16 protein-coding genes and 1 tRNA gene are annotated in these 14271 nt (G+C 68.5%); 8 read left to right on the forward strand and 9 right to left on the reverse strand.

Going from position 1 to position 14271, the window contains the following annotated elements; all coding sequences use genetic code 11:
• Positions 1 to 42 precede the first annotated feature (42 nt).
• Entirely contained in the window at positions 43 to 231 is a 189-nt protein-coding gene (locus tag NJQ99_RS16145) for a hypothetical protein (protein ID WP_269333907.1), read from the reverse strand.
• Between the two features lie 157 nt (positions 232 to 388).
• Between NJQ99_RS16145 and NJQ99_RS16150 the strand changes: the two genes are divergently transcribed.
• Positions 389 to 463: transfer RNA gene (locus NJQ99_RS16150), tRNA-Thr, on the forward strand.
• Between the two features lie 57 nt (positions 464 to 520).
• On the opposite strand, the gene NJQ99_RS16155 is transcribed toward NJQ99_RS16150, so the two are convergent.
• Positions 521 to 1483 (reverse strand): class I SAM-dependent methyltransferase, encoded by a 963-nt coding sequence (locus tag NJQ99_RS16155; RefSeq protein ID WP_269333908.1) that lies wholly within the window; start codon positions 1481 to 1483, stop codon positions 521 to 523.
• An 81-nt stretch (positions 1484 to 1564) separates the two neighbouring features.
• Positions 1565 to 1987, reverse strand: coding sequence for a hypothetical protein (locus tag NJQ99_RS16160; RefSeq protein ID WP_269333909.1), 423 nt, complete (start codon positions 1985 to 1987; stop codon positions 1565 to 1567).
• Between the two features lie 218 nt (positions 1988 to 2205).
• Here NJQ99_RS16160 and NJQ99_RS16165 point away from each other — a divergent pair, with 218 nt between their 5' ends.
• On the forward strand, positions 2206 to 3042 hold the full coding sequence (locus NJQ99_RS16165; protein WP_269333910.1) for a hypothetical protein: 837 nt from the start codon (positions 2206 to 2208) through the stop codon (positions 3040 to 3042).
• Here the strand turns inward: NJQ99_RS16165 and NJQ99_RS16170 are convergent.
• Positions 2964 to 3464: a hypothetical protein gene (locus NJQ99_RS16170; protein ID WP_269333911.1), complete on the reverse strand. Its 501-nt coding sequence runs from the start codon at positions 3462 to 3464 to the stop codon at positions 2964 to 2966. The two genes, NJQ99_RS16165 and NJQ99_RS16170, sit on opposite strands and share 79 nt — an antisense overlap.
• 195 nt (positions 3465 to 3659) lie before the next feature.
• Between NJQ99_RS16170 and NJQ99_RS16175 the strand changes: the two genes are divergently transcribed.
• Positions 3660 to 4142, forward strand: coding sequence for a PAS domain-containing protein (locus NJQ99_RS16175; protein WP_269333912.1), 483 nt, complete (start codon positions 3660 to 3662; stop codon positions 4140 to 4142).
• Here NJQ99_RS16175 and NJQ99_RS16180 read toward each other — a convergent pair.
• Both NJQ99_RS16180 and NJQ99_RS16185 read right to left on the reverse strand, forming a co-directional pair.
• Positions 4132 to 5148 (reverse strand): lysophospholipid acyltransferase family protein, encoded by a 1017-nt coding sequence (locus NJQ99_RS16180; RefSeq protein WP_269333913.1) that lies wholly within the window; start codon positions 5146 to 5148, stop codon positions 4132 to 4134. The two genes, NJQ99_RS16175 and NJQ99_RS16180, sit on opposite strands and share 11 nt — an antisense overlap.
• Positions 5129 to 6622 carry a mannose-1-phosphate guanylyltransferase/mannose-6-phosphate isomerase gene (locus NJQ99_RS16185; protein ID WP_269333914.1) on the reverse strand — a complete coding sequence of 498 codons (1494 nt, stop codon included), beginning with the start codon at positions 6620 to 6622 and terminating at the stop codon, positions 5129 to 5131. The genes NJQ99_RS16180 and NJQ99_RS16185 overlap by 20 nt, the downstream gene beginning before the upstream one ends.
• A 198-nt stretch (positions 6623 to 6820) precedes the next feature.
• Here NJQ99_RS16185 and NJQ99_RS16190 point away from each other — a divergent pair, with 198 nt between their 5' ends.
• The gene (locus tag NJQ99_RS16190; RefSeq protein WP_269333915.1) at positions 6821 to 7273 is read left to right on the forward strand and encodes a hypothetical protein; all 453 of its coding nucleotides are present in this window, start codon (positions 6821 to 6823) and stop codon (positions 7271 to 7273) included.
• A 109-nt stretch (positions 7274 to 7382) separates the two neighbouring features.
• Positions 7383 to 7817, forward strand: coding sequence for a PaaI family thioesterase (locus tag NJQ99_RS16195; protein ID WP_269333916.1), 435 nt, complete (start codon positions 7383 to 7385; stop codon positions 7815 to 7817).
• A 14-nt stretch (positions 7818 to 7831) separates the two neighbouring features.
• On the opposite strand, the gene NJQ99_RS16200 is transcribed toward NJQ99_RS16195, so the two are convergent.
• A complete protein-coding gene (locus tag NJQ99_RS16200; protein ID WP_269333917.1) occupies positions 7832 to 8668 on the reverse strand; it encodes a crotonase/enoyl-CoA hydratase family protein in 837 nt (278 codons plus the stop codon).
• A gap of 105 nt (positions 8669 to 8773) precedes the next feature.
• Here NJQ99_RS16200 and NJQ99_RS16205 point away from each other — a divergent pair, with 105 nt between their 5' ends.
• Together NJQ99_RS16205 and NJQ99_RS16210 are read left to right on the forward strand one after the other, a co-directional pair.
• On the forward strand, positions 8774 to 9907 hold the full coding sequence (locus tag NJQ99_RS16205) for a succinylglutamate desuccinylase/aspartoacylase family protein (protein ID WP_269333918.1): 1134 nt from the start codon (positions 8774 to 8776) through the stop codon (positions 9905 to 9907).
• A gap of 41 nt (positions 9908 to 9948) precedes the next feature.
• A complete protein-coding gene (locus NJQ99_RS16210) occupies positions 9949 to 10539 on the forward strand; it encodes a peroxidase-related enzyme (protein WP_269333919.1) in 591 nt (196 codons plus the stop codon).
• A gap of 11 nt (positions 10540 to 10550) precedes the next feature.
• On the opposite strand, the gene hemN is transcribed toward NJQ99_RS16210, so the two are convergent.
• Positions 10551 to 11918 (reverse strand): oxygen-independent coproporphyrinogen III oxidase, encoded by a 1368-nt coding sequence (gene hemN, locus NJQ99_RS16215; protein WP_269333920.1) that lies wholly within the window; start codon positions 11916 to 11918, stop codon positions 10551 to 10553.
• Positions 11919 to 12290: 372 nt separating this feature from the next.
• On the opposite strand from hemN, the gene NJQ99_RS16220 reads away from it, so the two are divergent.
• Entirely contained in the window at positions 12291 to 13118 is an 828-nt protein-coding gene (locus NJQ99_RS16220) for a VWA domain-containing protein (RefSeq protein ID WP_269333921.1), read from the forward strand.
• Between the two features lie 79 nt (positions 13119 to 13197).
• Here NJQ99_RS16220 and NJQ99_RS16225 read toward each other — a convergent pair whose 3' ends face one another.
• Positions 13198 to 13935, reverse strand: a complete 738-nt coding sequence (locus NJQ99_RS16225) for an HpcH/HpaI aldolase family protein (RefSeq protein ID WP_269333922.1) — start codon at positions 13933 to 13935, stop codon at positions 13198 to 13200.
• Between the last annotated feature and the right edge of the window lie 336 nt (positions 13936 to 14271).

The following is a 14271-nucleotide window of genomic DNA, read 5'->3' on the forward strand; positions in this document are numbered from 1 at the left end:
CGCCGGGCCGGCTCAGCTCGGTTCAGCTCAGCTCAGCTCAGCTCAGCTCTGGGGCGTCTGCGGCTCGTCCCCCGAACCGGAAGGGGGCTTGCCGCCGCCGGCAGCAGCGGGATCGGTTGTGTCAGCCGCGGCCTGCGATTCGGCAAGGCGCCTGGCTTGCGCCTTGCGGCGGCGCAGGTTGGCGCGCAACTGCGCGGCAAGGCGCGCTTCACGGTCCTTGGTGGCGCTCATTTGAGGCTCTCCCTTGCCTGTCTTGCCCGGGCGGGCGGGCGATCCGGCGGGAACGTCCGCGATTGGCAGGAGGGCCGGATACGCGCTTGCGCCCGCGCGGCGAGTATGGCAGTTTCCGCCGCGCTTCGCACGCGGGGGTCCTTTTTCCGCGCCCGGCGCCCATGTAGCTCAGTGGTAGAGCACTCCCTTGGTAAGGGAGAGGTCGCGTGTTCAATCCACGCCATGGGCACCATCCCTTCCCGCCTCAAATCCTGCAAGGCCGGGTCCAGAAAGACCGGGTCCAGTGCCCTCAGGCGCCGGCGCTGAACTGCGCGACCGTCGTGCGTCCCGCCGCCTGCGGCGTGCGGCACGAGGCGAGGCGCCGCAATTCGGCGAAGCGGCGCGCGACCTTGTCCGCCAGACGCTTGCGCCGCACGGGCGCGATCGCGGACGCGGCATAGTGGGCGGCGATGGCCTGGCGCACCCGTTCGGCGTTCGCGGGGTTCGGCGTCTCCGACACGTCCCAGGTCCGGCCGCGCACGAAGCAGGTCCCGGCGAAGTCGCGGCGCGCCTCCTGCACCGTATCGAGTTCGGCGAGGCCCGCGCGCCCGGCCGCGGCCCTGAGCGTCCACGCACTGAAATTGTGGATGTGACCATAGTGGAAGATGTTGCCGCGCGACTTGGTAGCGGCATAGCCGACGATGTCCGGCACCTCGACATAAAGGACGCCATCCTCGGCCAGCCAGGATGCGAGGCGCTCCAGCGAGGCCACCGGGTCTGCCATGTGTTCCAGCACATGATTGAGGCGGATGAAGTCGAAACTGCCGGGCGCGAAGTCCACGTCCTCGATCCCGCCGCTGGTCACGTCGATCCCGAGCACCTCCCGGCAATAGGCCGAGTAGGAACGGTTGGGCTCCACCCCGCGTGCCTCGAGACCGAGTTCCTGGGCGAAGAACACGAATTCCCCCGACCCCGCGCCCATGTCGAGCACGCGCCTGCGCCCCTCGATCACCGGCCACCACGTCCGGAAATAGGTCTTCACGCGGTCGAAATTGCGGATCACCTGGCGCATCCGGGGGCGCACCTTGCCCTTGTAGTCGACGCGGTAGGCGTCGGCGTAGAAGGCCGCCAGCTCCTCCGCCGACGGGACCGGCCAGTTGTAGACATGACCGCAGGAGGCACACAGCAGCGTGGCGAGAGGCTTTCCGTGACGGTCGGTGTCGGAGACCTGCGCGCTTTCGCGCGACAGGCAGATCGGGCATTGGCCGGTCATGAAGCTACTCTCGCAAGGCGGACGATGGCGATTCAGCGGGAGAATGCGCGATTTGCGCGGCTCTGGCCAGATGCTTGCGCCTCACGAGAACTGGATGACCGCGAGAAGGACCGCGGCCAGCGCCGCGCCTTGCATCGCCATGCCATAGCGCCGCATCCGTGCTGGGTCTGGCGGGGTGCCCGCGCGGGACCGCCCGACGCGATAGACGGTCGCGCGGACCGCGACGGCGGTCAGGACGACGACGGCTGCCAGCTTCATCTGGAAGACGGGTGCGGCCAGCAGGCCCTGCCACTGACCGGACCAGACCAGAAGCGTGCCGCTCGCCCACAACAAGGCGAGGCCCGCCAGCGATCCGTTGGCCAGACGCGGCATCAGGCGGCGGAGTGCGACGCGCCCTTCGCCATCGGCGCGTGCCGCCGCCATGCCGGTCAGCAGGCTCGCGAAGCCCAGGCCGATCCCGGCCGCGAGGCCGACGAAATGCAGAAAGCTGAGCAAGGCCGTCATGGCGTCAGAGACTAGCCCGTCCGCGCGGCGGCGGCCAGTGCGGTCCGTCGCCCGCGCAAACGGCGTTCGGCGATCCGTACTTGCATGGTTAATGCGCCCCGCGTGTCTGCGCGAGGTTGGGGTTGTGGCTAAAGTTTTATTAAAATCAGTGGCAAAGGGCTGCGGCGAGAGGTAGCGTCAAGGCAGGTTTGCGTTCTCGGGGAATGGGGGAGACAGCCGTGGACACGACGGAAGGCGCGCTGATACAGGCGAGTATCGACGGCATCGTCGAGCGCCTCGCCGAGTTGAACCTGAACCTGATCATCGAGCGGGATTTTGCAGAACTGCGCAGGTTCATGGAGTCGCAGGGGTCGTTCTTCGTCAATCCGACCTTCCATCCCGACATCGCCCACAAGGGCGTTGTCGACGCCTTCTGGCTGCGGCTGGAGGACCAGGACGGCAAGGTCGTCGCCTCGCACGCCGACCGGGTGTTCGAGACGCCGGATTTCATGGAAACGCATATCCGGCGCGCGGAGCTCTGGACCGGCGTGCCCGGACCGGATCCCTACATGGAGGGCGTGGCGTTCGACGAACTGCCGGTCACGATCGGCGGTGTGGTCAGCCACTCGGGCTCCATGTGGATCGACAAGGACTGGCGGAAAAAGGGCATCGCCACCTTCCTGTCATATCTCAGCCGATCGATCCACATGCGCAACTACGGTACCACGGTGCACACCGGCCTGATCCTCGAAGGGATCTGGAAAACCGACGTCTGGGGTATCTCATACGGCTACCCGCGCGCAGTGCATTGCCTGAAGGGCTACTGGCCGCCGATCGAGAAGGTGGTCGACCTCTGGATGTGCTGGATCGACCGGGCTGAATCGCTCGACGCCATCCGCGCCCTGCCGCGCCATGCGCAGGCGCCGGTCCCTGTGCCCGGCCTGACGGACGACGGCCGGTGGATCGGGCGCGGCGCCCATGCTGCGTCAGCCGAGCTTCAGTGGACCCGGCCGTCCGACGCGATCAGCACGGCGGTAACCGATGCGCCGTCCGCCGACAGCGGTAGCGCGATCTGATCGTAGCTGCGCACCGCGCCGTCCATCTCGATCCGCACGGTCTGGCAGAGCGGCGCACCGGTAAAGGCCACCGCGATCAGGTCCTGCTTGATGCGCAATTGCGCGCCGCCGTCCCCCCAGGGGCGCACGCGGCCCGCGCTGCCCGGCAGATGGCCGTGCACGTCATGTACGGCGAAATCGCGCCCGATCTCGACCAGGTGCATGTTCACGCCGGAACGGGAGCAGACATCGAGGCTGTCGGTCATGTCGCCAAGCGTCGGCATGCGCTCGTCCGCGCGCGCCGCGCGCCAGGCGCGGGCCAGACATTCGAGCCCCGGATGGTCGAGCGTGTAGCGGGAGAACGGATGCTTTTCTCGTGCGAAGCCACTCAGATGTCCCTGTCCGGCGGAAGTGAATTGCGCCGGAATGTTGCGTTCGCTCATGAAATTCCCCGATCCGCAGCGCCTGAAAGACGGCTTTCAGGGTGCGTCCAGAGGTGTAAAGAAAGTGCTAAATGCCTAAAAACTCAGCTCTTAATCTTAATCCTACATTAATACTCAGGAATTTAATTTTATTGGGAGAAAGCGGTTCGGCGCGGACGGACGATCTGGCAGCGCCGGTCGAAGGGTAGGGATGGCATGTCATTCAGCGCCATGCAGGACATCGCGCAGCACCTCGAGCTCTCGCTGGACGAGCTCGACAGCACACCATTGCTGCGGGAAATGTACGCCTGGTGGAACAAGGGCGACGACCTGCCGCACTGGAAGGAGGTCAGCCCGTTCTCGATCCCGCGCGGGCTTCTGCCGCGGGTCATCCTGGTCGAGATGAGCGAAGACCCGGTCCGCTTCAAGATCCGCCTCGCCGGCACGGCGTTGTGTGCAGAGCAGGGGTGGGAGCTGAAGGGGCATTACGTCGACGAGATCTACAACGCCCGCGACTACAAGGTGATCGAGGCCAACTATCTCGATTGCGCGAAAACGCGGAAGCCGCGGTTCTCCGAACGCCACGTGCTATGCACCACGGGCAACTGGGTCGTGTACCGGGTCCTCATCCTGCCGCTGCGGGGCGACGATGGAGCGGTCAAGGGCTTCGTGTCCTGCTCTGCGGCAATCAATCAGTAGCCGGCGCGGCAGACCCTCCCTCCCGGGGCGCGCCGGGGCTGCTCAGCACGTTCCCGGTCCAGCGCCGGTGCAGCCAGAACCATTGATCCGGATGCTCCGCGATCCATGCCTCGAAGCGGCGATGTACCTGCTGCACGAGGGCCGCGGGCGCATGCGGGTCGCGCGGATCGAGCCCGGGGGCAAGCGTCAGCGGCGGCTCCACGCACACGCGGAAATGACCAGGCGCCAGCCGGATCGCGCGTACAGGCACCATCGGGATGCCGAGACGCAGCGAAAGTTCCGCGGCAGCGCCGGGCGCGCGCACCGGGCGCCCGAAGAAGTCGATCTCCACCCCTGTGTTGAGGCGCTGGTCGACCAGCATCAGCACGCTGCCGCCGCCCCTCAGGTGCCGGAAGATGCCACGCGCGCCGGCGTGCCCCTTGTGAAAGAGGCCGCCGCCGGTGCCCGAGAGGACGCGCCAGGTATGCGCATCCACCAGCGGGTTGTTGAAGGCGCGGTAGACCATCGAGGGGTTGATGCCTTGCCGGCGGGCGGCGACGCGGATCGCCTCCCAGCAGGCGAGGTGCGCGGAGACGAAGATCGCGCCCTTGCTGTCCGCCGCGATGCGGTCGAGCACGTCGGTTCCCTCGACGCGCACGCGCGCGGGCTCTTCTTCCAGGGCACGGAGGTGGGCGAGGTCGGCCGCGACCTGGCCGAGGTTGTCCCAGACGCCGCGGGCGATCTTTTCGCGCTCTGCCGCCGGGCGGTCGGGCCAGACCAGCGCCAGCGTGTCCAGCGCACGACGATGCGCACCGAGCCGGGGGCCGAGCCATGCCATCAGGCGGCCGCAGCCACGCGCCGCACGGTCATAGGGCAGGGCGCCGATAACCTGGTGCGCGGTCCAGGCAGCGGCATACTCCATCCGGTGCCGCAGCCGGGTCAGCGCGGTGCGGCGGTGGGCCGAGGGATGGGGCGGAACCTCGAACTCGTCCGTGATGCGCGTGCGGTCAGCCCTTGCCTGGGTCACCTGCTGCCCCGTTGCCCGATGACTTGAAGAGGCGGGGCGTCACGGACGCTGCGGGGGTGTCGGTCGTGCGCGCATAGATGTCCTCGAACCGCACGATGTCGTCCTCCCCCAGGTAACTGCCCGACTGAACCTCGATCAGCGACAGGTCCACCCGGCCGGGATTCTCCAGCCGGTGCGTCATGCCGATGGGAATATAGGTCGACTGGTTCTCGGTCAGAAGCACTTCCTCGGTCCCGCGCGTCACCTTGGCCGTGCCGCGCACGACGATCCAGTGTTCCGCCCGGTGGTGGTGCATCTGCAGCGACAGGCTGGCGCCCGGCTTCACCATCAGGTGCTTCACCTGAAAGCGGTCGCCGGCGTCGATCGTCTCGTACCAGCCCCAGGGGCGCAGCACACGCTCGTGCGTGGCGAACTCCGGCCGGCCTTGCGCCTTCAGCGCGTCGACGAGGGATTTCACGTCCTGCGCGCGCTCTCGCGGGGCGATCATCACGGCGTCGGGGGTGGCGACGACCACGAGATCCCTCACCCCCACGGCGGCGACGAGGGGACCGTCGCTGCGCAGCAAGCTGTTCTCCGTGTCGAGCGCCAGCACGTCGCCCTGTACCCGGTTGCCCGCGCCGTCGCGGTCGCCGACGTCCCAGAGCGCCGACCAGGAACCGATGTCGCTCCAACCGAGGTCGACGGGCAGGACGACGGCCTTGTCGGTCTTCTCCATGACCGCGTAGTCGATGGAATCGGACGGGCAGGCGGCGAAGGCCGCCTTGTCGAGACGCAGGAAGTCGAGGTCGGCCTGGCGCTTCTCGACCGCCTCGGCGGTCGCACGCGCCATTTCGGGCGCGAGGCGGCCAAGCTCCTCCAGCCAGGCGCGGGCGGAAAAGGCGAACATCCCGCTGTTCCACGAATAGCCGCCGTCGGCGAGGTAGCGTTCGGCGGTCGCGGCGTCCGGCTTCTCCACGAAGCGGGCGACGCGCCAGACGCCGTCGGCGAGGCTCTCCCCCCGCTCGATATAGCCATAGCCGGTTTCCGCCCGCTCCGGTGCGATGCCGAAGGTGACGAGATGGCCCTGCGCGGCGAGGTCGCCGGCACGCGCCACGGCGGCGCGGAAGGCGTCCGTGTCGCGGATGTGATGGTCGGCGGGCAGCAGCAGAAGGACGCCGTCGGGGTCTTGCGCGGCCACGAGATGGGCGGCGACGGCCGCCGCGGGCGCGGTGTTGCGGCCCACGGGCTCCAGCGCGATGGCCAGCGGCGCGACGCCGATCTCCTGAAGCTGGGCCGCGATGAGGAAGCGGTGCTCCTCGTTGCAGACAACCAGCGGCGCGGCGCAGGTGGCAGCGTCGAGGCGCAGCACGGTCTCCTGCAGCATGCTCCGGTCCGAAACGAGGCGCTGGAGCTGCTTGGGATAGCTCGCGCGCGAGACGGGCCAGAGCCGGGTGCCCGAGCCCCCGGACAGGATGACAGGGTAGATCTTCGCCATGGTGCGGTCCGTTCTTGCAACAGCGTCTGGCCGGACTTTGCCAGACCATGCGCCAAGGGATGGTTAAGGGCAAGCCACGGTGACCGCTCGGGCGAAACGTTTGCCACAGTCTCGCCACGGGAGCTTCACGCTTCAACCGCGCTGCGGGGGCAGTGTCGCGGTCCGGCCCCGGCAGGCGGGTCAGACGGGAGCGTCAAGGTGGTCATGCGGTTGCGTGGCGTGAGGATGGGCAGGCTTTCGGCGGCGCTGGCACTTGCGCTGACAGGCGCGCTGGCGGCGGGCGCGTATGCGGCCGAACCGCCCGCCGGCGTTGCGGGGATGCCGAACCGCCCTGCGGCGATCCAGCCGGTCGGCGAGGCGCATATCAGCGGCACGGGCCCGGCGGCCATCGTCGGGTTCGCGCCGGGCAGCGCGGAAGTACCTCCGGCGGGCGTGCGCGTGCTCTCCCTCTTTGCCGCGCGGGTGCGCGATCACGGCGGACCTGTCGTCGTGCTGCACGAGGACGACGGCTCGGGCCTGACGCTGGAGATGGCGCGCGTCCGCCAGGTGCGCGACCTGCTGAGCCATCTGGGCGTCGAAGTGGCGGATTCCCCGCCGGAGAGCGCCTCCGGCCTTGTCATCGTCGTGACGGGAACGCTGGGCGGGTATTGAGGCTTCGCACTTGTCGCGGCGGTGCCGAGCGGCTACCCAGTCGGCCAGATCGAGACGGGCGCGCCCCCGCGAGGGGCAGCGCGCAGGGAACCGCCCGGGGGGATGCCAGATGACGGAGATCGTTGTGCCGGAAGGCTATGAGCTGACCGCGCCGAGAGGCTTCAACGTGCACGGCGGGCCGGTGTTCGTGCGCAAGCGCGAGGACGGCACGCTGCACTTCATCCTCGACATCGAGGACCGCCACATGAACATGGGCGGCGTCGTCCACGGCGGCGTGCTGATGTCCATGGCGGACGTGACGCTGGGCGTGACGGTGTTCGAGAAGATCGGCCGTAAGGCCTGCGCGACGATCAACCTCGACTGCAACTTCCTCGCCGCCGGAAAGCTGGGCGACCGCATCCAGGGTACGGCGGAAGTGGTGCGCGAGACGCGCGACGTGGTGTTCGTCGAGGGCCGTCTCTATACCGAGAAGCGCACGCTGATGACCGCGCAGGGCATCTGGAAGATCCTGCACACCACGCCACCCTTCTCTGACCCGGTCTGAAGGGCGGGGCGACCTCACAGCCCCTTGCGGCGCGGCGGCAGGTCGGCGAAGCGGCCGGGGCGCTTCTCGGCGCGGGCGGCGGCGGCCTCCATGATCTCCGGCGGGGAGAGGGACGCCGCGCTCCAGTTCGCCACTTCGCGCAGCCCCTCGGCGACCGTGTGGTCGCGGGCGTGCAGCAGCATCTTCTTCGTTCCCCAGACCGCGAGCGGGGATTTCGCCGCAAGCTCCTTCGCCAGGTCGAGCGCGCGGGCGTGGAGGGCCTCGGCGTCGGGCAGAACCTCGCTGACGAGGCCCCAGCGCGCGGCCTCCTCCGCGCCGAAGCGGCGGCCCGTCAGGCACCAGTCGTGCGCGATCCCGGGCGGCACGATGCGCGGCAGGCGCTGCAGCGTGCCGACGTCGGCGGCGAGGGCGATGTTCACCTCCTCCACGCCGAAGACCGCGTCGGCGGAGGCGAGCCGGATGTCGCAAGCCGTGATCATGTCGATGCCGCCGCCGAGGCAGGCGCCATGGATCGTCGCGATGACGGGGAAGCGCGCCCTCTCGAACGCGGTGAAGCTGTCCTGAAGCGCCAGCACGAGGTCGCGCATGGCTGCCGCCCCGCGCGCCTCGTCCCCGCCGCCGCGCAGCCCGCCGAGCGAGGACAGAGCCGTGAGGTCGATGCCCGAGCAGAAATGCCTGCCCTCGCCCGACAGCACCATGGCGCGCACGGTGCCTCCGGCGTCGAGGCTGTCGACGATTTCGGGAAGTTCGCGCCACATGTCGGCGTCGAGGGCGTTCGCCTTTTCCGGCCGCATCATGCGGACGTGGGCGACCTGATCTGCGGTGTCGACCCGGAATGCGCGGTAGCTCATCTGCCCCCATCTCCCCTATCTTGGCGGCCGGCCTTGCTCCCGCCACGATGGCGGGCGAGGCGGTGCCGGTCAATCGGCGGGGGCGTGCGACGGGAGACGGCTTGAATGACACGCATCACCGAGCATATCGAGCTGCCCGTGGTCAGCGCGGGCACGCGGCGCCAGGTGACGCTCCACCGCTGGGGCGGGGGGCTGGCGCGGCGCGCCTATATCCAGGCCTCGCTCCATGCCGACGAGACGCCGGGCCTGCTGGTCGCGCATCACCTCGTCCGCCTGCTGGACCGCGCGGCGGAGGAGGCGCGCATCGCGGGCGAGATCGTGGTCGTGCCGTTCGCCAACCCGATCGGCCTCGACCAGCACCTGGCCGACGTGCACCTCGGCCGCTACCACGCGGAATCGGGTGAGAATTTCAATCGCGGCTGGCCGGCGCTGACGGAGACGGTGGCGGGCGCGGTCGCGGACCGGCTGGGGACCGACCCGGACGCCAACGTTGCCGCGATCCGGGGCGCGATCCGGGCGGCGACGCTTGCGCTGCCGGCGTCGCGGGAGGACCAGGCGCTGAAGCGGGCGCTGTTCCTCGAGGCGGGCGTGGCGGACCTCGTCCTCGACCTGCATTGCGATTCCGAAGCCGTGCTGCATCTCTACCTCGGCACGCCGCTGTGGCCCGATGCGTGCGACCTGGCGGGCGACCTGAAATCCCATGCGCACCTGCTGGCGGAGACTTCGGGCGGCAATCCGTTCGACGAGGCGTGCTCGACGATCTGGTGGGAACTGGCGCAGCGCTTTCCGGACAAGGCGATCCCCAACGCCTGCCTGTCGGCAACGGTCGAGCTTCGCGGCGGTCCGGACGTCGACGACGCGACGGCGCTGGGCGATGCCGAGGCGATCCTGCGCGTCCTCACGCGCCGCGGCTTCCTGACGGGTGAGGCCGGTCCCGTTCCGCCGCTGCTGGCGGAGGCCACCCCGCTCGACGGCGTCGACATGATCGCGGCGGAGGTGCCGGGTGTCGCCGTCTGGACCGTGGCGGTCGGCGACCGGGTGGAGAAGGGCCAGACGCTGGGCGAGATCGTCGACGTGGAGGACGCGCACGCACCGCGCACGCCCATCGTTGCGCGCACCGGCGGCGTGCTGTTCGCACGCAAGCTGGAAAAGCTCGTTCGCCCCGGCCAGCCCATCGCCAAGGTGGCGGGGGCCGAGCCCCTGCCGTGGCGTACCGGAAACCTGCTCACCAGCCGCTGAGAACGGCCAATCACACGAACCCGATCCAAGGAGATGCCCCGATGACAGCCAAGAGCGCGCAGCCCGGTCACGTGATCGCCCTCGACATTCCGCTGCCGGAGACGAAGGATCTGCCGGAGCGGACGGCGAAGTTCTTCAACATCTGCCAGGAAAAGCTCGGCATGGTGCCGAACGTGCTCCGCGCCTATTCCTTCGACACGGCCAAGCTCGACGTCTTCAGCGCCTTCTACAACGACCTGATGCTGGGCGAGTCGGGGCTTTCGAAGCTCGAACGCGAGATGATCGCGGTCGTGGTCTCCAGCGTGAACCACTGCTTCTACTGCCTGACCGCGCACGGTGCGGCGGTGCGGCAGCTCTCGGGCGACCCGGCGCTCGGCGAACTGATGGGTATGAACTACCGCGCAGCGGATCTCTCGCCGCGCCAGCGCGCCATGCTCGACTTCGCGTGGAAGATGACGGAGCGGCCCTACGACATCGTCGAGGCGGACCGGCAGGCCTTGCGCGATGCAGGCTTCAGCGAGCGCGACATCTGGGACATCGCGGCGGTTGCGTCCTTTTTCAACATGACGAACCGCATGGCCGCGGCAACCGACATGCAGCCGAACCCGGAGTATCACGCCCAGGCGCGCTAACGCGCGCGGCGTCAGACGGCGACGGAGTGGCGCGGCGCGGGCGACGGCTGCCAATAGGCGTCGAAGCCCGCCGCGACCACGCGCGCAAGCCTGCGGGCATCCTGCGGCACGCGCACCGTGCGCCCCTCGACCACGGCAAGGCCGTCCTGCACGAGCGGGGCGAGCTTGCCGATCTCCGGATCGAGCGTTTCGGGCGCAAAGCCTTGCGCGGCGCACACCGCGCCCACGTCGGCGGCGAAATCGCACATGATCCGCTCGATCACCGCCGCGCGCAGCCGGTCGTCGGCGGTCAGCTCCACCCCGCGCACCACGGGCAGGCGGCGTTCGCCGATCGCCTCGCGCCAGGGCCGGATCTCGCGCGCGTTCTGGACGAAGGCAGAGGGCAGCGCGCCGATGGACGAGACGCCGAAGCCGATCAGGGTCGACGCCGTGTCGGCGGTATAGCCCTGGAAGTTGCGCTTCAGACGCCCCTCCCGCTGAAGACGGGCAAGCGGATCGTGGGCGCGGGCGAAATGGTCGATGCCGATCTCGACGAGGCCACCGCGCTCGGTCAGCACTTCGGCCGCGGCTTCCGCCTGCGCCCAGCGTTCGGCAAGCTGCGGCAGGGCGGCGTCGTCGATGACGCGCTGGTGCTTCTTGAACCAGGGGACATGGGCATAGCCGAACACCGACACGCGGTCCGGCGCAAGCGAGGACACGGCCAGCGCGGTCGCCCGCACGTCGGTCACGCTCTGATGCGGCAGGCCATACATGAGGTCGATGTTGAGCGCGCCGATGCCCGCACCGCGCAGCATGGCGACCGCAGCCTCCACCGTTTCCAGCGGCTGCACGCGGTTGATGGCGACCTGGACGCGCGCGCTCAGCTCCTGCACGCCGAGGCTCACCCGCGTGACGCCGCCCGCCGCCAGCGCATCTACCAGCGGCTGGGTGAGCGTGCGCGGGTCGCCCTCGACCGCGATCTCGGCATCCGCCGCGACGTCGAAGCGCGCGTTGAGCCGTTCCATGATGCACAGGAAGAGGTCGGGCGACAGCAATGTCGGCGTGCCGCCACCGAAATGGACATGCGCAACCGGCATGCGCGCCGGCATCGCGCCTGCAACCAGGTCGATCTCGGCCAGGAGGTCGTCCACATAGGATTCGACCCGCGCCATGTCGCGCGCGACCGAGGTGTGGCAGCCGCAGTACCAGCACAGCTCCCGGCACCATGGAATGTGCAGGTAGAGCGACAGGGGCGCCGTCGTGTCGAGCGCGGCCAGCCATCCGCGGTACCGCGCGTCGCCTATGCTTTCCGTGAAGCGCGGCGCGGTCGGATAGCTCGTGTAACGCGGCACCTCGAGGCCCGCATAGCGCAGAAGGACAGGTGTGGGCGAGCTGGTCATGGCTTCGCTTCTAGCTGTCCCGAGGGTGGATTTCCTTGATGAAGATCAAGGGCCCTAATGCGTGTGAAAATGATAAAGAAAACAACCTGAAGAAGAAAACATGAAATAATTAAAACATTTGGCATGCGGTTCGGGGTGTCTTGTTGCTTACAAAATCAGGAGTCAGAATATTTAACGGTGTAAAGGAGCCAATACGCGGAGGGTTGTGGATGGTTGAATATTTCATATGGTTTTCAATTAGCTAACGGAAATGGTTAACGTGGCATGAAGGTTGCCTCTATTCCGTTGCGTTGTTGGGGTGGCGGGATACTCCCCAGCGCGTTTTTGATCCGGGGCGCGTACCAGGCCCCGGCAACTGGGATGGAGGCATCAATGACGTTCAAGACTGCGCTTCGGCGCATGATGCTGGCATTGCCGTTCGCGGTCGCGGCGGCAGCACCGGCGCAAGCCGTCGTCGTCTCGTCGGACATCGTGTTCGTCGTGGACGAGTCGGGCAGCATGGGCAGCGTGCAGGCGAACCTGCGCAACAACATCGGCGCATTCGCGTCGATCCTGTCGGGCGGTGGCGTGGATGCGCGCTACGCGCTGGTGGGCTACGGCAGCAGCGGCGTCGCCCCGCGGCTGATCACCGACTTCACCAACCCGACCGATTTCGGTACGGCCGCGCAAGGCCTGCTGACCAATGGCGGGACGGAGCCGGGCTACACGGCGATCGCGTTCGCGGTCAACGGGCTGGATAGCCAGTCGCCGACGCTCTCGTACCGTACCAATGCGGTGAAGAACATCATCATCCTCACGGACGAGCCCTCGAACGGGGATACTGTCGCGCGCGGCAGCATTGGCGGCGTCGCGGTGAATGCGACCAACCTCGATGCATTGCTGACGTCGGTCAACGCGCTGCTGAACGGGGTACTGTCCGGCGGCTCCACGATCAGCTCCTACAGCGGCCTGATCGCGGCGCACAACGGCAACATCTACGACCTCAACAAGTTCGGTTCCAACGATCCGGACGAGGTCGACGCCTTCGTGCAGGCGTTTGCGGCGTCGAAGCTGCAGGAGATCCTGGACTTCTGCGACCTGAACCCGAACGATCCGGCCTGCCAGCCGGGCACGGGCGTGTCCGAGCCCTCGCTTGCGGGCCTTCTGTTCTTCGGCCTGACGGGCATCGGCGTGATGGCGTATCGCCGCCGCACGGCCTGATCGCGTCCGGTCCTCGGGCCGGACCGACCAGGGGCGCCCTCCGGGGCGCCCCTTTTTCGTGGGCCGAGGCCTTCCGGGCTCAGGCCTCTCCGCGCGCGACCTTGAGCGCAGCGGCCGCGCCCGTGGCCAGAAGCGTTGCATCGCCAGCGGGCGTCACGAGGTCGAAGCCGCGCGCCTGCATCTGGCGGGCATAGTCGGGGGTCGCGGCGTGGATGCCGCACAGCTTTCCCGCCGCGTGCGCGGCCTCACGGATACGGTCGACGCGGGCGAGGAACTCCGGCTCCAGCCGATCCTGGCGGGGCTCCTCACCAAAGGCGAGCGAGAGATCGGAGGGACCGATATAGATGCCCGTTAGGCCGGGCGTCGCGACGATCTCCTCCACGCGGTCGAAGCCCTCGCGCGTCTCGACCATGCCGAAGCTCAGCACGATCTCGTGGGCGCGCGGGACGTAGCCCTCGTGCATCATGCCAGCGCGAACGGGGCCGTAGGAGCGGTAGCCGCGCGGCGGGTAGAGACAGGCGCCGGCGAAGCGGGCGGCGTCCTCCGGTGTCGAGATCATCGGGCAGATGACGCCCACCGCGCCCGCGTCCAGCACGCGCATGATCAGGCCCGGCTCGTTCCATGGCACCCGCACGAAAGGCAGCGCTCCGTGCAGCGCGATGGCGCGAAAGCTTTCCAGCGCGCCGGAGAAGTCGTGCAGGCCGTGCTGCATGTCGACTGTCACGCTGTCGAAGCCGGCCTTGGCAAGGATCTCGGCCGACAGCGCGTCGGGCAGGGAGCACCAGGCGTTGAGACGCGGATGGGGGCGGTCTGTCATGGGACGTGTCTCCGTTGCAGCGCGTTGGCGCGGATGGGAAAGGCTAGCTGGGCAAACGTCCGGGGCCAATGCGCGCCTTGCGCAGGGCCGCATCCCGCGCGTGCGGAGGCTCGCGCTTGAATTATGTTCCGTTTTGGGGCAGATTGCGCCTCCCGCTGGACGCCTGCAAGGTGTCTTGAACAGCCCGGTTCCTGATTCACGTGTCCGAAGTGTCCGCGCGCGGAACAGCCGCGCCGGCCGTTGCGTGTGGAGTGTTGCGGGTCATGGCGACGGGATCTGAGTTTGGGGGTTTGTCCTCTGGCGGTTATGGGGTTGGGTCGGGCGACGGCGGCGGCG

Source organism: Futiania mangrovi, from assembly GCF_024158125.1.
Taxonomy (GTDB): Bacteria; Pseudomonadota; Alphaproteobacteria; order Futianiales; family Futianiaceae; genus Futiania; species Futiania mangrovi.